16 protein-coding genes are annotated in these 17,814 nt (G+C 59.7%); 8 read left to right on the plus strand and 8 right to left on the minus strand.

The window, feature by feature from the left end; genetic code table 11:
* Nucleotides 1–47: 47 nt before the first annotated feature.
* The 6 genes from BK658_RS04385 to bioB form a co-directional block, all read right to left on the minus strand.
* Nucleotides 48–344, minus strand: a complete 297-nt coding sequence (locus BK658_RS04385; RefSeq protein WP_123581217.1) for a pyrroloquinoline quinone biosynthesis protein PqqE — start codon at nt 342–344, stop codon at nt 48–50.
* 107 nt (nt 345–451) lie between these two features.
* On the minus strand, nt 452–1,132 hold the full coding sequence (bioD, locus tag BK658_RS04390; RefSeq protein ID WP_123581218.1) for a dethiobiotin synthase: 681 nt from the start codon (nt 1,130–1,132) through the stop codon (nt 452–454).
* Nucleotides 1,129–1,941 carry a malonyl-ACP O-methyltransferase BioC gene (bioC, locus tag BK658_RS04395; RefSeq protein WP_123581219.1) on the minus strand — a complete coding sequence of 271 codons (813 nt, stop codon included), beginning with the start codon at nt 1,939–1,941 and terminating at the stop codon, nt 1,129–1,131. Before bioC ends, bioD begins: the two co-directional genes overlap by 4 nt.
* Complete coding sequence (locus BK658_RS04400) at nt 1,934–2,665, minus strand: alpha/beta fold hydrolase (protein WP_123581220.1); 732 nt, start codon at nt 2,663–2,665, stop codon at nt 1,934–1,936. Before BK658_RS04400 ends, bioC begins: the two co-directional genes overlap by 8 nt.
* Nucleotides 2,658–3,836, minus strand: coding sequence for an 8-amino-7-oxononanoate synthase (bioF, locus tag BK658_RS04405; protein ID WP_123581221.1), 1,179 nt, complete (start codon nt 3,834–3,836; stop codon nt 2,658–2,660). Before bioF ends, BK658_RS04400 begins: the two co-directional genes overlap by 8 nt.
* Nucleotides 3,837–4,008: 172 nt before the next feature.
* Nucleotides 4,009–5,064, minus strand: coding sequence for a biotin synthase BioB (bioB, locus tag BK658_RS04410; RefSeq protein WP_123581222.1), 1,056 nt, complete (start codon nt 5,062–5,064; stop codon nt 4,009–4,011).
* 90 nt (nt 5,065–5,154) lie between these two features.
* Between bioB and BK658_RS04415 the strand changes: the two genes are divergently transcribed.
* The 5 genes from BK658_RS04415 (at nt 5,155) to rarD (ending at nt 10,972) form a co-directional block, all read left to right on the plus strand.
* Nucleotides 5,155–5,895 carry a ComF family protein gene (locus BK658_RS04415; protein WP_123581223.1) on the plus strand — a complete coding sequence of 247 codons (741 nt, stop codon included), beginning with the start codon at nt 5,155–5,157 and terminating at the stop codon, nt 5,893–5,895.
* A 60-nt stretch (nt 5,896–5,955) separates the two neighbouring features.
* Nucleotides 5,956–6,720: a TOBE domain-containing protein gene (locus BK658_RS04420; RefSeq protein ID WP_123581224.1), complete on the plus strand. Its 765-nt coding sequence runs from the start codon at nt 5,956–5,958 to the stop codon at nt 6,718–6,720.
* 107 nt (nt 6,721–6,827) lie between these two features.
* Nucleotides 6,828–8,729: a PhoX family protein gene (locus tag BK658_RS04425; RefSeq protein WP_123581394.1), complete on the plus strand. Its 1,902-nt coding sequence runs from the start codon at nt 6,828–6,830 to the stop codon at nt 8,727–8,729.
* 172 nt (nt 8,730–8,901) lie between these two features.
* Nucleotides 8,902–9,876 (plus strand): serine/threonine protein kinase, encoded by a 975-nt coding sequence (locus BK658_RS04430; RefSeq protein WP_123581225.1) that lies wholly within the window; start codon nt 8,902–8,904, stop codon nt 9,874–9,876.
* 208 nt (nt 9,877–10,084) lie between these two features.
* Complete coding sequence (gene rarD, locus BK658_RS04435) at nt 10,085–10,972, plus strand: EamA family transporter RarD (protein WP_123581226.1); 888 nt, start codon at nt 10,085–10,087, stop codon at nt 10,970–10,972.
* Nucleotides 10,973–11,196: 224 nt separating this feature from the next.
* Here the strand turns inward: rarD and BK658_RS04440 are convergent, their stop codons facing one another.
* Nucleotides 11,197–11,715, minus strand: a complete 519-nt coding sequence (locus BK658_RS04440; RefSeq protein ID WP_071553071.1) for a glycine cleavage system transcriptional repressor — start codon at nt 11,713–11,715, stop codon at nt 11,197–11,199.
* A gap of 474 nt (nt 11,716–12,189) precedes the next feature.
* On the opposite strand from BK658_RS04440, the gene BK658_RS04445 reads away from it, so the two are divergent.
* On the plus strand, nt 12,190–14,367 hold the full coding sequence (locus tag BK658_RS04445; RefSeq protein ID WP_123581227.1) for a malate synthase G: 2,178 nt from the start codon (nt 12,190–12,192) through the stop codon (nt 14,365–14,367).
* 64 nt (nt 14,368–14,431) lie between these two features.
* Here the strand turns inward: BK658_RS04445 and BK658_RS04450 are convergent, their stop codons facing one another.
* Complete coding sequence (locus tag BK658_RS04450; RefSeq protein ID WP_123581228.1) at nt 14,432–14,878, minus strand: response regulator; 447 nt, start codon at nt 14,876–14,878, stop codon at nt 14,432–14,434.
* A 252-nt stretch (nt 14,879–15,130) separates the two neighbouring features.
* Here BK658_RS04450 and BK658_RS04455 point away from each other — a divergent pair, with 252 nt between their 5' ends.
* Together BK658_RS04455 and BK658_RS04460 are read left to right on the plus strand one after the other, a co-directional pair.
* Nucleotides 15,131–17,071, plus strand: a complete 1,941-nt coding sequence (locus tag BK658_RS04455; RefSeq protein WP_123581395.1) for a putative nucleotidyltransferase substrate binding domain-containing protein — start codon at nt 15,131–15,133, stop codon at nt 17,069–17,071.
* Nucleotides 17,068–17,775, plus strand: a complete 708-nt coding sequence (locus tag BK658_RS04460) for a 3'-5' exonuclease (RefSeq protein ID WP_123581229.1) — start codon at nt 17,068–17,070, stop codon at nt 17,773–17,775. The genes BK658_RS04455 and BK658_RS04460 overlap by 4 nt, the downstream gene beginning before the upstream one ends.
* Nucleotides 17,776–17,814: the final 39 nt, after the last annotated feature.

Genomic DNA, 17,814 nt, shown 5'->3' on the forward strand with positions numbered 1-17,814 from the left:
AACACCGCGCCAAGGCCGGTGTTCAGGCAAATAGGTTCAGCGAGGGTTCAAGCGAAAGTATTGATCAACGTACCAAGCATTTCGTCAGAAGCCTTGGCGACTTTGACGCCCAGCTCCGCCTGGATTTTGCCTTGGGACATATCAACCAAATTACTGGCCAGATTCGATTGCTGGCTGCGATCGACCGAGCGCAATCGGTCGATCTGAGCGTCGGAGGACTGGCTGGAGGCCGAAGGATCGACAGTGGTGCCGGCGATCTGGCTGGCAGCCTGATCGACACGATTCTGCCCAGTCTGAATAGAACTCAGACCAGCATAAAACGCGGTGCTTCCCGAAATGTCCATGGCACAACTCCATCCTGCAAAGGATAAACAGCGCTCATTGAACCAGAGACACCGACAAAAGGCCCGACAAAAACACTAATGGCACAGTGCCTTGTCATAGGCAAAACCTAGTCAAGCAAATCCAGCTGAAGATACTCCGCCACCGCTTCTGCCGTGACCAGTTTGAGTTTCGGCACCCGCCCCAGACACGGTGCCGGCAGCCGTTCTGCCAACGTGGCGAGGTTCTCTTCCAGCCGCGACGTCTTGGGGTCAATGATGTTGGCCACCCAACCCGCCAGTTGCAAACCGTCCCGGGCAATCGCCTCGGCCGTCAGCAACGCGTGATTGATGCAGCCCAGACGCACACCCACCACCAGAATCACCGGCAACCCCAGCGCCATTGCCAGATCCGAGAGATTGTCCTGATCAGCCAACGGCACCCGCCAGCCACCCGCACCTTCGATCAAGGTGAAATCGGCCTGCTTGTCCACTATGTGCCGCATCGGCACCAGCAACGACTGGACCGTCAGCGCGAAACCCGCCTCACGTGCAGCCAGATGCGGTGCAATGGCCGGCTCGAAGGCCACCGGATTGACCTCGCCATAGGTCAGCGGCAACGAACATTGCGCCAACAGCGCCAACGCGTCGGCATTGCGCAATCCTTTGGGTGTCACCTCGCAGCCAGAGGCCACGGGTTTCCCGGCCGCCGTACTCAACCCCGCCAACTGCGCGGCGTGTAACAAGCCGGCGGCGATGGTGGTCTTGCCGACGTCGGTATCGGTACCAGTGATGAAATAGGCTGCGCTCATAGTGGCTTCTCCAACACGGCGTAAACCACCTGATAAGTCGCGGGCAGCCCTTGCGCCTGACGAAATTGCTCATAGGCGTCGATCAACCCCATGATCCGCGCCCGCCCTGTCAGCCCGCCCGGCCGACCAGGATTGAGATTATGCGCACCCAAGGCCTTGAGTTCGTGAGTCAGGCTACGCACATCCGGATAATGCAGCACGTGCGGGCAACTTTGCAGACTGATCACGTTCATGCCGCTGGCCGCACACAGTTGTTGATACGTGCTGAACTCGCGGAAGCGATTGACGTGCACCAGGCCATCGACCTGACGCCAACTGTCGCGCAACTCATACAGCGTACCCACGCAAAGACTGGCAAACGCCAACACACCGCCAGGTTTCAGAACCCGATTGGCCTCGCTCAGCACCGCCCTGAAATCGGCGCACCACTGCACCGCCAGGCTGGAAAACACCAGGTCGCAGCTTGCGTCCTGCAACGGCAAGCGCTCGGCATCGCCGGCAATGAAATGTGTCGCACCGCCCAAGGGCCGTGCGTGCTTGAGCATGCCTTGCGCGATATCCAGCGCCAGCCCTTCGCTGGCGTTGAATCGCTCACCCAGCACACGACTGAAATACCCTGTGCCACAACCCAGATCCAGCCAGCGAGCGGGTGATCTATCAGCCGGCAAACGCCCCAGCAATTCACTGCCGACAGCCCGCTGCAATTCGGCAACGCTGTCATAGCTGGCCGCTGCACGGGAAAAGGATGCCGCGACCTGACGCTTGTCGGGCAAGCCTCCGGGCAGGTTGGGAAGGGCTAAATCAGTCATCACCGGACTCATGCAAAAAGGCCTGGATGGCCCCCGCCACACCGTGGGGGTCTTCCAGAAGAAACGCGTGACTGGCCTGTTCAATCAGACCAATTTCGACATCGGGGAGTAACGCCAGCAGCTCACCGGCGGCTTCGGCCGGAACCAACCCGTCAAGCCCGGCGAACAAATGCAACTGCGGACCTCGAAAGGCCTGCAAGGCTTGCCGGTTGTCCAGTTGTGCGAGCACTTCCAACCCGCTCATCAACTGTGCCTGCGGGGTATTCGGCGCACCCGCCAGCAACAGGCGCGACAACCCGCGCGGGTCTTCGGCACCTTGGGCGCAGAGCAGGCTGAAGCGCTTGAGGGTCATGCGCGGGTCCGCGCTGCACCCGGCCAGAAACGCATCGAAGGTCTCGCCCGGCATGGCGCTCGACCACTCGGCATGCGCCACAAAAGAAGGGTTGCTCGCCAGCGTCAGCAAACCGCAGCAGCGCTCGCCACGTCGAGCCGCAAGCTCTGAGGCGAGCATCCCGCCGAGTGACCAGCCGCCGAGCCAGGCATCTTTCGGCAAGGTCGAATCCAGTTCGTCTAGCCATTCTTCGAGGTCGCTCGACTCCAGTTCCGGCAGCGGTTCGATCTCGACGTGCAGGTGTTCGTCCAATCCCTGCAAGGCCGCTGCCAAAGGCTCCAGCGGCGAAATACCGAGTCCCCAACCGGGTAACAGGATCAGACGATCACGCATGGTTCGGCTCCGCTCCCAGTTGCTGAAGACAATCGGCCAGACCTTCTAACAATAGCTGCACCTGCGCTTCGCTGTGCGCCGCTGTCAGGGTCACGCGCAAACGTGCGCTGCCGGCTGGCACGGTGGGTGGGCGGATCGCGGTCACCATCAGCCCGCGCTGACGCAGCATCTGCGAAAAAAGCACTGCGCGCCCGGCGTCGCCAATCATGATCGGCTGGATCGGCGTAGCGCTGTCCATCAACTCCAGACCAATCTGCTCGGCGCCCTTTCGGAATTGGCGGATCAGCACGTTCAAGTGCTCGCGTCGCCAATGTTCGCTGCGCAGCAACTCAAGACTTTTCAGAGTCGCGCACGCCAGGGCCGGTGGCTGACTGGTGGTGTAAATGTACGGTCGGGCGAATTGGATCAGGCTTTCGATCAGGTCATCGCTGCCCGCGACAAACGCGCCCGCGGTGCCGAACGCTTTACCCAAGGTGCCGACCAATACCGGCACATCCTCCAGACTCAAACCGAAGTGCTCGACGATCCCGCCGCCATTGGCGCCCAAGGGACCAAAGCCGTGGGCATCATCGACCATCAGCCACGCGCCTTTGGCCTTGGCCTCGCGAGCCAGCGCCGGCAGGTCGGCAATGTCGCCGTCCATGCTGAACACCCCGTCGGTCACCACCAGCGTATTGCCGGTAGCCTTCTCCAGACGTTTGGCGAGGCTGACCGCGTCGTTGTGCAAATAGCGATTGAAGCGCGCGCCCGACAACAGCCCGGCATCCAGTAGCGATGCATGATTGAGCCGGTCTTCGAGCACCGTGTCGCCCTGCCCGACCAGCGCGGTGACCGCGCCCAGGTTAGCCATATAACCGGTGGTAAACAGCAACGCGCGCGGGCGCCCCGTCAGATCGGCCAAGGCTTCCTCGAGTGCGTGATGCGGACTGCTATGGCCGATCACCAGGTGCGAAGCACCGCCACCGACACCCCAGCGGGCGGCACCGGCACGCAAGGCTTCGATCACTTGGGGATGACTGGCCAGGCCCAGGTAGTCGTTATTACAGAACGCCAGCAATGGCTGGCCATCGACCACCACTTGCGGACCTTGCGGGGTTTCCAGCAAGGGACGCTGGCGATAGAGGTTTTCGGCACGACGGGCAGCAAGGCGTGCGGCGAGATCGAAAGACATGCAGGCCTCGCGGGGTCAGAATTCAGAAGCGATGTCGCATTACCTTGTGGGAGCGAGCCTGCTCGCGATGAGGTCATAACATTCAACATCGATGCTGGCTGTTACATCGCAATCGCGAGCAGGCTCGCTCCCACAGTGTTTTTGCATTCCTTCAGAAGGATCGGTGGAGACTTCAAACAGCGGCGTTGTAGAACTGCTCGCTGCTTTTCTGCTCGACCAGCGCTTGCTCGATGGCCGCCTGATGCACTTCGTCCGCATGCTCTTCGCGGGCTTCCGGCAGGATCCCCAGGCGCCCGAACAGTTGCATGTCCTTGTCAGCCTGCGGGTTGGCGGTGGTCAGCAGTTTGTCACCGTAGAAAATCGAGTTGGCACCGGCGAAGAATGCCAGGGCCTGCATCTGATCGTTCATGGCTTCGCGGCCGGCAGAGAGGCGCACGTGGGATTTCGGCATCAGGATACGTGCGACAGCGAGCATGCGGATGAAATCGAACGGATCGACATCGTCGGCATTTTCCAGCGGCGTACCGGCGACTTTCACCAGCATGTTGATCGGCACCGACTCCGGATGCTCCGGCAGGTTGGCCAGCTGGATCAGCAGGTTGGCGCGGTCGTCAAGGGACTCGCCCATGCCGAGAATACCGCCCGAGCAGATCTTCATCCCCGAATCACGAACATACGCCAGGGTTTGCAGGCGCTCGCTGTAGGTGCGGGTGGTGATGATGCTGCCGTAGAACTCCGGCGAGGTATCAAGGTTGTGGTTGTAATAATCGAGGCCGGCTTCGGCCAGGGCTACGGTCTGGTCCTGATCGAGACGGCCGAGGGTCATGCAGGTTTCCAGGCCCATGGCCTTCACGCCCTTGACCATTTCCAGCACATACGGCATGTCTTTGGCCGATGGATGCTTCCAGGCGGCGCCCATGCAGAAACGGGTCGAACCGATGGCCTTGGCGCGAGCAGCCTCTTCGAGGACCTTCTGCACTTCCATCAGTTTTTCTTTTTCCAGACCGGTGTTGTAGTGACCGGACTGCGGACAATATTTGCAATCTTCCGGGCAAGCGCCGGTTTTGATCGACAGCAATGTCGACACCTGGACGCGATTGGCGTCGAAGTGCGCGCGGTGCACCGTCTGCGCCTGGAACAACAGGTCGTTGAATGGCTGAACGAAGAGTGCTTTGACTTCGGCCAAAGACCAGTCATGACGCAGGTTTGCAGTGGTGCTGGCGCTCATGGGCGTTTCCTTGTTTATGCTTGGCAAGCGGCTGTGGAACGGAATATCCACAAACGCGACACGGATGTTCGGCATATTTAAGGAAGAGCCATGCGCTGTCAACCACGATACAAAGGGTCGGTTTACATCTGGTCAAAAAACAAACAGAGCTGTTTGCTTTGCGATGAACTGTCTGACACCCCTCAACCGATTTGTACTTCCTGTGAAACCGAGTTGCCCTGGCTCGGCGATCATTGCCAGACCTGCGCCCTGCCGTTGCCCGTGGCCGGCCTCACCTGCGGCCAGTGCTTGAAGGACCCACCGGCCTTCGAGCAGGTGATCGCACCCTGGACCTACAGCTTCCCGCTCGACAGTTTGATCACCCGTTTCAAGCACGCGGCAAAGTGGCCGTATGGTCGCCTGCTTGCCGAACTTCTTGCTCAATACCTGCAACATCGCTTCGATGAAGGCCTCAAACGCCCCGACGCATTGGTAGCGGTGCCCTTGGCCCGCAAACGGCTGCGCGAGCGGGGTTACAACCAGGCAGCGATGCTCGCCCGCTGGCTCAGCGACAGCCTGAAGATCGACTGCGACGCAAACCTGCTGCTACGCATCCAGGACACCACTGCGCAACAGGATCTGGACGCCAAGGCGCGCAAACAGAACCTGCTCAGCGCTTTCGCACTGATGCCGGGTGCGCAAATCAAGGGCCGCCACCTGGCGCTGGTCGACGACGTGCTGACCACCGGAGCCACCGCGCAAAGCCTGGCACGCTTGCTGATCGGGGCGGGCGCGGCACGGGTCGACATTTATTGCCTGGCGCGCACGCCAAAACCCGGGGAGCTGACTTGACTCTCACGCGCCAAGCCGCCAACGTCCAAATCCATCAATATTCGTTCGCAGCCCTATGCCATGTCCTTGCCTACTTTGTTGTCCCAACACATCGTCCGTCGTCCGCAGCGCATTGCCTTGCTGCAACACATCGCCGAACAAGGCTCGATCACCCGCGCCGCGAAAAGCGCCGGGCTGAGCTACAAAGCAGCGTGGGATGCGATCGACGAGTTGAACAATCTGGCACAGAAACCGCTAGTGGAGCGCAGCGTCGGCGGCAAGGGCGGTGGTGGCGCAAAACTGTCCAGTGAAGGTGAACGGGTGCTGCGGCTCTATCAGCGCTTGCAAGCCTTACAGGCACAGGTGCTGGAAGCCGCCGAAGACGCCAGTGACCTCGACTTGCTTGGGCGCCTGATGCTCAGGACCAGTGCGCGCAATCAGCTGCATGGCACCGTTGCGGCCATCAACACTCACGGTCGTAACGATTTGATCAGCCTGGAACTGGCTGCCGGGTTGACCATTCAGGCTCAGATCACCCACGACAGCACCCTGCGTCTGGAACTGGAAACGGGCACTGAAGTGGTGGCGTTGATCAAGGCTGGCTGGCTCGATTTACTCGGTGTCGAGCAACGCGCAACACCCGGACACAATTGTCTGAAGGGCACTGTCGAGGAGATTCTCGACGCCGAAGATGGCCCCAGCGAAGTCCGAATCGCCCTGCGCAATGGTCAGACTCTATGCGCGCTGGCCGAGCCGCAGCACCTCAAAACCCTGGGTTTGAGCGTCGAAAAAGCCGTTCAGGTGCAGTTCTCGCCCTCCAACGTTTTGCTCGGCACCCCGCTCTGACTCGGGCCTGCTGCTACGGATTGGCAGCGTTCCTCAGACGTGCAACTGCAACATTTGTGTCATAGACGCTCCTTATGGTGGCTGCAAAAACCAGCAGGGAGCCTGATGTGAGCCTATTAGAAGAAAACCAAGCCACCGACCTCGAAAAAATCGTCGGCCTCAGTCGTCGTGGTTTTATCAGCGCCGGCGCCCTCTGCGGTGCGGCAATGTTCCTCGGAGGCAACCTGCTGAGCCGTAGCGCACTGGCCGCCAGTGTCAACGCAGCTTCGAGCAAATTGCTGGGTTTCGACAGCATTGCGGCCGCCACCAGTGACACCATCACTCTGCCGCCCGGTTACACCTCTTCGGTGTTGATCAGTTGGGGCCAACCGCTGCACAAGAACGGCCCGGCCTTTGACCCGAGTGGCAATGGCAGCGCCCAAGCCCAGGAAGTCCAGTTCGGAGACAACAACGACGGCATGAGCCTGTTCGCTTTCCCCGGCGACGACAATCGCGCGCTGATGGCGATCAACAACGAATACACCAACTATCGCTACCTCTACGCCCATGGCGGCATACCGCAGTCTGCCGAAGAAGTGCGCAAAGCGCTGGCCTGCGAAGGCGTGTCGGTGATCGAAGTGCAGCGCAAGAACGGCCAATGGCAATTCGTTCAGGGCTCGCGCTACAACCGCCGAATCCACGGCAATGCACCGTTGCAATTGAGCGGCCCGGCTGCTGGCCATGAGCTGATGAAAACCGGCGCCGACAAGGCCGGCAAGAATGTGCTCGGAACCTTCCAGAACTGCGCCAATGGCAAGACGCCGTGGGGCACTTATCTGACCTGTGAAGAGAACTTCACCGACTGTTTTGGCAGCAGCAATCCCGAGCACAAGTTCGACGCCGCACAAAAGCGCTATGGCGCATCGGTCGCCAGCAAAGAGATCAACTGGCACCAACACGACCCGCGTTTTGACCTGGCGAAAAACCCCAACGAACTCAATCGTCACGGCTGGGTAGTAGAAATCGACCCGTTCGACCCGCAATCGACTCCGGTCAAGCGCACTGCGCTGGGCCGTTTCAAACACGAAAACGCGGCCCTGGCCGAGACCCACGACGGTCGCGCGGTGGTCTACATGGGCGACGATGAGCGCGGTGAGTTCATCTACAAATTCGTCAGCCGCGACAAGATCAATCACACAACTCCCAAAGCCAACCATGACCTGCTGGATCACGGCACGTTGTACGTCGCACGATTCGATGCCGGCGACAGCAACCCCGACCATCCAAAAGGTCAGGGCCAGTGGATCGAGCTGACTCACGGCAAGAACGGTATCGACGCCGGCAGTGGCTTTGCCGATCAGGCCGAGGTGCTGATTCACGCACGTTTGGCCGCCAGCGTCGTCGGTGCCACGCGCATGGACCGTCCGGAGTGGATCGTGGTTAGCCCGCAAGACGGCCAGGTCTATTGCACCCTGACCAACAACGCCAAGCGTGGCGAAGACGGGCAGCCGGTGGGCGGGCCGAACCCACGGGAGAAAAACGTCTATGGGCAAATTCTGCGCTGGCGCACTGATCACGACGACCACGCATCGCTGACGTTCGGCTGGGATCTGTTCGTGGTGGCGGGCAACCCAAGCGTGCACGCCGGTACAGCGAAAGCCGGCTCGTCAAACATCACACCAGACAACATGTTTAACAGCCCGGATGGCTTGGGCTTCGACAAGGCCGGTCGGCTGTGGATTCTCAGCGACGGGGACTACAGCAACGCCGGCGACTTCGCGGGCATGGGCAACAACCAGATGCTCTGCGCTGATCCTGCGACCGGTGAAATCCGCCGATTCATGGTCGGCCCGGTGGGTTGCGAGGTGACCGGCATCAGCTTTTCGCCGGACCAGAAGACCTTGTTTGTCGGCATTCAGCATCCGGGGGAAAACGGTGGGTCAACCTTCCCCGAGCATTTGCCGAACGGCAAGCCGCGCTCCTCGGTGATGGCGATTTCCCGAGTAGACGGCGGAATCGTCGGCGCCTGATCCGCCCTCTTCGCGAGCAAGCCCGCTCCCACATTGGTTATCCGGTGTGCACAAGATCACCTGTGGGAGCGGGCTTGCTCGCGAATGCGTCAGCACTGTCACCACCTATCTGTGCCAGTCTGCGCTACCATGTTTGGCCGGACGCGGCAGCCTGCTGCGCGCAGGAGTCAGCATGTCTCACCCGTTTGAAACACTTACCCCCGATCTGGTGCTCGACGCCGTAGAAAGCATCGGCTTTCTCAGCGACGCCCGTGTCCTTGCGCTCAACAGCTATGAAAACCGCGTCTATCAGGTTGGCATCGAAGATGGCGAACCGCTGATTGCCAAGTTCTACCGTCCGCAACGCTGGACCAACGCTGCCATTCTCGAAGAGCACCGCTTCACCTTCGAACTTGCCGAGTGCGAGGTGCCGGTGGTTGCGCCGATGATTCACAACGGTGAAAGCCTGCACGAACACGCCGGTTTCCGCTTCACCCTGTTCCCGCGCCGGGGCGGTCGTGCGCCGGAGCCGGGCAATCTCGATCAGCTCTACCGTTTGGGGCAATTGCTTGGTCGTTTGCACGCAGTGGGCGCCACCCGCCCCTTCGAACACCGCGAAGCGCTGGGCGTCAAAAACTTCGGCCATGATTCGCTGACCACCCTGCTCGAAGGCAATTTCATACCACGCAGCTTGCTACCAGCCTACGAGTCGGTCGCCCGCGACCTGCTCAAGCGCGTGGAAGAGGTCTACAAAGACACGCCGCACCAGAACATCCGCATGCACGGCGATTGCCACCCCGGCAACATGATGTGCCGTGACGAGATGTTCCACATCGTCGACCTTGATGACTGTCGCATGGGGCCGGCGGTACAGGATCTGTGGATGATGCTCGCCGGCGATCGTCAGGAATGTCTCGGTCAGTTGTCGGAACTGATGGACGGCTACAGCGAATTCCACGACTTCAACCCACGCGAACTGGCGCTGATCGAACCGCTGCGGGCCTTGCGCCTGATGCACTACAGCGCGTGGCTGGCCCGTCGTTGGGATGACCCGGCGTTCCCCCACAGCTTTCCGTGGTTTGGCACCGAACGTTATTGGGGTAACCAAGTGCTGGCATTGCGTGAGCAACTGGCGGCGCTCAACGAAGAACCGTTGAAGCTTTTTTGATTCACCACTATCCCCCTTGTGGGAGCGAGCTTGCTCGCGATGGCGGCTGCGCATTCAGCACATCAGTTGCTGACCAACCGCTATCGCGAGCAAGCTCGCTCCCACAGGATTTGGTGTTCACAAATGCCCTACCAATTCAGATACGACATCCGCTGACAAATCTCCTTACAATCCCCCCCTTTGTTAGCTGCCTAAGCAAGGATTCTGCATGCAAGCCGCCAACCTGCGTCGCGGGTACATATTGGGCCTGAGTGCCTACATCATCTGGGGATTGTTCCCGCTCTACTTCAAAGCCATCGCTGACGTACCTGCCGTGGAAATCATCATCCACCGGATACTCTGGTCGGCGCTATTCGGCGCGTTGCTGCTGATGGTCTGGAAGCATCCGGGCTGGTGGCGTGAACTGCGCGAGAACCCACGGCGGCTGGCAGTCCTTGCGCTGAGCGGCACATTGATTGCGGCCAACTGGCTGACCTACGTCTGGTCGGTGAACAACGGACGCATGCTCGAGGCCAGCCTCGGTTACTACATCAACCCGCTGGTGAACGTGCTGCTGGGCATGCTGATCCTTGGCGAACGCTTGAGACGCCTGCAATGGGTCGCTGTCGCGCTGGCCACCGTTGGCGTCGCGCAGCAAGTCTGGCAAGTCGGCAGCCTGCCGTGGGTGTCGCTGGTATTGGCGCTGACCTTTGGCTTCTACGGGTTGATCCGCAAACAGGCTCCGGTCAAAGCATTACCCGGGCTGGTGGTGGAAACCTGGATGCTGGTGCCGATCGCCCCTGCCTGGTTGCTCTTCAATCCCACAGCCAGCAGCGCACAAGCGGCATTCTGGAGCACTTCCGAAGCATGGTGGCTGGTCGCCGCCGGCCCGGTAACGCTGGTGCCGCTGGTCTGTTTCAACGCTGCTGCTCGGCATCTGCCCTACACCACTCTCGGCTTCCTGCAATACCTGGCGCCGACGCTGGTGCTGCTGCAAGCCGTTCTGCTGTTTGGCGAACACCTGTCGTCCACCACGCTGGTGGCCTTCATGTTTATCTGGGCAGGCCTGGCGGTTTACAGCATCGACGCCTGGCTGAGTTTGCGTCGCCGCCACTGATCAAAAAACGTACAAACCATTGCAGACCACGACCGACGTGGCCTGCAAGCATCCTTCCCAAGGTTATCCACAGCGTGATCCCCGCCGTTTGTGCACAAGCCCTTGAAACTGCTGGTTTTTTGATCAACTCCTGATAAGCCCCGGCCGACGTGGGCTGGCGACGTATCTCTACAGGTTATCCACAGGCAGGTGCACGCTTTACTTGGATAACCTTTCCTCCCGCTTTACGGCTCGCTGCGCAGTACCAACTCCACCATCAAATCATCGGCCAGAGTCTCCAGCCGCGACTGCAGCACGTCCAGGGAAAGGGTCAGCGGCACCGCAAGAATCGCTTCGGCATGGAACAGCGGCTCGCTGCTCATCGGCGCCGGGCGTACATCGGTTACCAAGCGTTCAAGGTTAACCCCCTGCTCACTCAGCAAACGCGTGATGTCACGGACGATTCCCGGTCGATCGTTACCGACCAGCTCCATGGCAATCGGCTTCCAGGTGCAGGATTGCTCGATACCACTTTCGGCGATCAACACCCGAATCCCTTGAGCAGACAACGCCTGAAGTGCATCGACCAGTTCGTCATAGCCCTCGGCTGGCACGCCCACCCGAAGGATCCCGGCAAACTGCCCGGCCATCCGTGACATGCGGCTCTCTAGCCAGTTACCACCATGCTCGGCAATACATTGGGCGATACGCTCGACCTGGCCGGGCTTGTCCGGGGCGAATACGGTGAGTACGAGGTGGTCCATGGCGCAGCCCTCTTGTCATGACTTTTGTTATAGAAAGGCAAGTATAGGCAAGAGGCCCAATTCAGCGCGGCAGCAAAAAAATCAAAGCCCCATAGCAGTGAATCCAATATCATGTGTACAAGTTTTTAGATTTATCTGGAACAATCCAATAGTTTTTTGAGAACATCCTGCTCCCCGGCGTGACCGGACAGCCTGGACGGGTCGCTAAACGACGTAATTAGTCTAATTTTCACAACCGCAATTCATCATGTAGTATGCCGCAGCGCGCACTACATAACGTTGGATCGATGTCTGCCCAGGCGCCATCGCAACCCTCAAAGCCCCTTCAGCAAGGCGTTACGCCGTTGATTGGAACCACCCAGCCGCCAGCAATGGCATGTACTGGTAGAGGGGTTTGTGGTTTAAATGGCCAAAGGCTTCATTGTCAAATTGAAGAGCTGAAAAGCGAAATAGCTGAGCAGAGTGAGGCAAGCAATGACTGAACACGTTCAAGTCGGTGGCCTGCAGGTCGCCAAAGTCCTGTTCGACTTCGTGAACAACGAAGCCATTCCCGGTTCCGGCCTCACCGCCGACAAGTTCTGGGCCGGTGCCGACAAGGTCATTCACGACCTGGCGCCGAAGAACAAAGCCCTACTCGCCAAACGCGACGATCTCCAGGCGAAAATCGATGCCTGGCACCAGTCCCGTGCAGGTCTTGCGCATGACGCTGTGGCCTACAAAGCCTTCCTGCAAGACATCGGTTATCTGCTGCCAGAAGCGGCCGATTTTCAGGCAACGACGCAAAACGTCGACGACGAAATCGCCCGTATGGCCGGCCCACAACTGGTGGTTCCGGTCATGAACGCCCGCTTCGCCCTCAACGCTTCGAACGCCCGTTGGGGTTCGTTGTACGACGCGTTGTATGGCACTGACGCCATCAGCTCCGCCTGCGGCGCGGAAAAAGGTAAAGGCTACAACAAGGTTCGCGGCGACAAGGTCATCGCCTTCGCCCGCGCCTTCCTCGACGAAGCCGCGCCATTGGCTGCTGGTTCCCACGTCGATTCCACTGGCTACAAGATCGTTGACGGCAAACTGGTTGTCAGCCTCAAGGGGGGCAGCAACAGCGGCCTGCGCAACGACGCACAGCTGATCGGCTTCCACGGCGATGCCGCAGCGCCGACCGCGATCCTGCTGAAAAACAATGGCCTGCATTTCGAAATCCAGATCGACGCCAGCACACCGGTCGGCCAGACCGACGCCGCCGGCGTCAAAGACCTGCTGATGGAAGCAGCGCTGACCACCATCATGGACTGCGAAGACTCCGTTGCCGCCGTCGATGCCGATGACAAAGTGGTGATCTACCGCAACTGGCTCGGCCTGATGAAAGGCGATCTGTCGGAAGAAGTCGCCAAGGGTGGCAAGACCTTTACCCGCACCATGAACGCCGACCGCACCTACACCGCACCCGACGGTAGCGAACTGAGCCTGCACGGCCGCTCGCTGTTGTTCGTGCGCAATGTGGGCCACTTGATGACCATCGACGCGATCCTCGACAAGAACGGCAACGAAGTGCCGGAAGGCATCCTCGACGGTCTGGTCACCAACCTCGCGGCGCTGCACAGCCTTAACGGCAACACCACCCGCAAGAACAGCCGTACCGGTTCGGTCTACATCGTTAAACCGAAAATGCATGGCCCGGAAGAGGCAGCATTCACCAATGAGCTGTTCGGGCGCATCGAAGACGTGCTCGAGTTGCCGCGCAACACCCTCAAAGTCGGCATCATGGACGAAGAGCGGCGTACAACGATCAACCTCAAGGCCTGTATCAAGGCTGCCAGCGAGCGCGTGGTCTTCATCAACACCGGCTTCCTCGACCGTACCGGCGATGAAATCCACACGTCCATGGAAGCCGGCGCGATGGTGCGCAAGGCCGACATGAAGGCTGAGAAGTGGATCGGCGCCTACGAAAACTGGAACGTCGACATCGGTTTGAGCACCGGCCTGCAAGGTCGCGCGCAAATCGGTAAAGGCATGTGGGCGATGCCCGACCTGATGGCCGCCATGCTCGAGCAGAAAATCGCTCACCCGCTGGCCGGTGCCAATACCGCCTGGGTCCCTTCGCCGACCGCTGCTGCCCTGCACGCGCTGCATTACCACAAGGTTGATGTGTTCGCCCGCCAGGTCGAACTGGCCAAGCGCCCGCGAGCATCGGTGGACGATATCCTGACCATCCCGCTGGCAAGCAACCCTAACTGGACCGCGGAACAGATCCAGAATGAACTGGACAACAATGCCCAGGGCATCCTCGGTTATGTGGTGCGCTGGATCGACCAGGGCGTGGGCTGTTCGAAAGTGCCGGACATCAATGACGTCGGCCTGATGGAAGACCGTGCAACGCTGCGTATCTCCAGCCAGCACATCGCCAACTGGCTGCGTCATGGCATCGTCAGCGAAGCCCAGGTGCTGGAAACCCTCAAGCGCATGGCGCCGGTGGTTGACCGCCAGAATGCCAACGACCCGCTGTACCGTCCGTTGGCACCGAACTTCGACAGCAACATCGCCTTCCAGGCAGCGGTCGAACTGGTGATCGAAGGCACCAAGCAGCCAAACGGCTACACCGAGCCGGTCCTGCACCGCCGCCGCCGCGAGTTCAAGGCTGCCAATGGCCTGTGAATGAGCGTTAGCGCCATGAAAAAGCCCTGATCGAGAGATCAGGGCTTTTTCATTTGAAACAGACTCACACGTCCATCCCCAGCTGATGCTTGACCAATGCCAGCAGCTCTTTGCTATCGATGGGCTTGAGCAGGAAATCCACCACGTTCAAGTGCATGGCATCGATGACATCCCGGGCTCTGGCGTCACCGGAAACGATGATGATCGGCAATGCTGCCCGTTCCGACTCACGCACTTCACGAACCAGTTCCAGACCATCGATGTGACGCATCCGCAAATCGGTGATGAGCAATCCGATGGACTTGTTCGACTCCAACAGTTTGAGTGCGCTTTCGCCACTGGCTGCCGTCACGCTACGGATGCCATCAAGCGCAAGAATTTCCGAAAGCAACTCGCGCGTATCCTTGTCGTCATCGACGATCAGCACACGTTGCGCTGGCAAGTCCGGTTCGTGCATGACTGCACTCAACGCTTCACGCTCTGCATCGCTCAAAATATCGTGGTCGGACATAAATCTCTCTACATATTCAGATTAATCCCCTAGCACCATAGTCGGACATCGCTAAGCAGAACTTAAATGTGCGCTTCGCCGAATAGTTTTCCAAGTGGGCTAACCAGCGGTTTAGCGCATTAATAGCGTAGGGTATTTCCGAAATTTCGCTTCCTGCATCGCTACCTAGACTTACGTCCAATGGGCACTCTTCGCGCAGGGGCCGACCATGGCAGTGACTCCGACAACAACAAATCGAAAAAGACTGCGGTAATGGTTATGAGTAAAGCGGATGCCTTCACCCAGGCAGGGAAAACAGCGGTGCTGCAGAACATCCAGGGCACCTTGCAGTTCCTTCAGCGTTTCCCGCCGTTCAACCAGATGGAACACGCGCACCTGGCCTACCTGGTCGAACAATGCCAACTGCGCTTCTACGGCCCGGGCGACAGCATCATCAAGCCCGCGGACGGACCGGTTGAGCATTTTTACATCGTCAAACAAGGTCGGGTGGTCGGCGAACGGCCGCACACGGCCAAGGGTGGCACCGAAACCACCTTCGAGATCACCACCGGCGAGTGTTTCCCCCTCGCCGCACTGCTGGGTGAGCGTGCGACCCGTACCGAACACCTGGCCGCCGAAGACACCTTTTGCCTACAGCTGAACAAGCAGGCCTTCATCAAGCTGTTCGCCCTTTCCAGCCCGTTTCGCGACTTTGCCCTACGCGGCGTCAGCAGTCTGCTCGATCAGGTCAATCAGCAGGTCCAGCAAAAAGCCGTGGAAACCCTCGGCACCCAGTATTCGCTCAATACCCGTCTCGGCGAATTGGCCATGCGCCATCCCGTGACCTGTAGCCCTGTGACCCCACTGCGCGAAGCCGTGACCCTGATGCACGAGCAGCAGGTCGGCAGCATCGTGGTGGTCGATGAGCAGAAAGCCCCGCTGGGAATTTTCACCCTGCGCGACTTGCGTCAGGTGGTCGCCGATGGCACCCATGATTTCAATCAGCCCATCGACCGGCACATGATCCACGCGCCGTTCTTCCTGACGCCGGACCACAGCGCGTTCGATGCGGCCATTGCCATGACCGAGCGGCACATCGCTCACGTCTGCCTGGTCAAGGACCAACGCTTGTGCGGCGTGGTCTCTGAGCGCGACCTGTTTTCCCTGCAGCGCGTCGATCTGGTGCACTTGGCACGCACTATTCGCAGCGCACCACGAGTGGAAAACCTGGTGGCGATGCGCGGCGAAATCGGCCAACTGGTCGAGCGCATGCTCGCCCACGGCGCGTCCTCGACCCAAATCACCCACATCATCACCTTGCTCAACGATCACACCGTCTGCCGGGTCATCGAGCTGACGCTGGCCGATAAAGGCGACCCTGGCATACCGTTCAGCTGGTTGTGTTTCGGCAGCGAAGGCCGCCGCGAGCAAACGCTGTACACCGATCAGGACAACGGCATTCTCTTCGAAGCTCGCGATGCAGTGCAGGCGGCCGAGATTCGTAGCAAGCTGTTGCCGATCGCCCAGCAGATCAATCAGAGCCTGGCGCTCTGCGGCTTTACGCTGTGCAAGGGCAATATCATGGCTGGCAACCCGCAGCTGTGTTTGTCCCGTGCCGAATGGGCGCGGCGTTTCGCGGCATTTATCCGCGAAGCAACGCCCGAGAATTTGCTCGGGTCAAGTATTTACTTCGACCTGCGGGTGGTCTGGGGCGATGAGCAAGGCTGCGAGCAATTGCGCCGCGCGATTCTCGATCAGGTGGCAGACAATCGGCTGTTCCAGCGCATGTTGGCCATGAACGCCCTGCGCCAACGACCGCCTGTCGGGCGTTTCCGCGAGTTCGTGCTGGAGAAAAAGAACGGTGAAAAAGCCACTCTCGACCTGAAAGTCCAAGGGCTGACCCCGTTTGTCGACGGTGCCCGGCTATTGGCGCTGGCCCATGGCATTGGGGTCAACAATACCCTGGAGCGCTTTCGTCAACTGGTGGCCAAAGAAGTCATCGACCCGCTGGACGGTGCGGCCTATGAAGAGGCCTATCACTTCATCCAGCAAACCCGCATGCAGCAGCATCAGCGACAGACCCGTGAGAACTTGCCCTATTCCAATCGGGTCGATCCCGACAGCTTGAATCATCTGGACCGGCGAATCCTGCGTGAGTCCCTGCGCCAGGCTCAACGCCTGCAAAGCAGCCTGACCCTGCGGTATCAGCTATGAAGCTGTTTTCCTGGCTGCGCCCCGCCGGGCCGATATTGACCGTTGCGCAGCAACAACGCCTGGACCAACTGCCAAGCGCCCCGACGCTGGGCGAATGCAGCCTGCGCGAACAACGCTGGGTGGTGGTCGATCTGGAAACCACCGGGCTGAACCTGAACAAGGACGTGGTGCTGTCGATCGGTGCCGTGGTGATCGAAGACGGCGCGATCGATTTCAGTCAGCAGTTCGAGCGAACCTTGCAGCGCAGCGACCATAAACTTGGACCTAGCGTATTGCTTCATGGTTTGGGCCCAAGCGCGATTGCCGCTGGCAGCGATCCGCGGGACGCGTTGCTGGATTTCATGGAGTTTGTCGGTGACAGTCCGTTGCTGGCGTTTCATGCGCCATTCGACCAGCACATGCTCGGTCGCGCCTTGAAGGACAGCCTGGGTTATCGCTTGCAGCATCCTTTCCTTGATGTGGCCGATATGGCGCCGCTGCTGTGCCCACAGGCGAACATCCGCGAAGCCGGGCTGGACGACTGGATCAACTGGTTCAAACTGCAAGTCTTCGAGCGCCATAACGCCAGCGCCGACGCCATGGCCACGGCTGAATTGGTATTGATCCTGTTCAACCGCGCGCGAATGCAGCAGATTCACAGCCCACTGAATCTGCAACAGCGATTGAGCCAATGGAAACGTCGGCAGCAAAGCCATTCCTTCTAGGTGTTCAGCGTCTGGTCTGGCGTCAGCACACCGTCAAAC

The organism is Pseudomonas brassicacearum (assembly GCF_003732175.1).
GTDB lineage: Bacteria > Pseudomonadota > Gammaproteobacteria > Pseudomonadales > Pseudomonadaceae > Aquipseudomonas > Aquipseudomonas brassicacearum_G.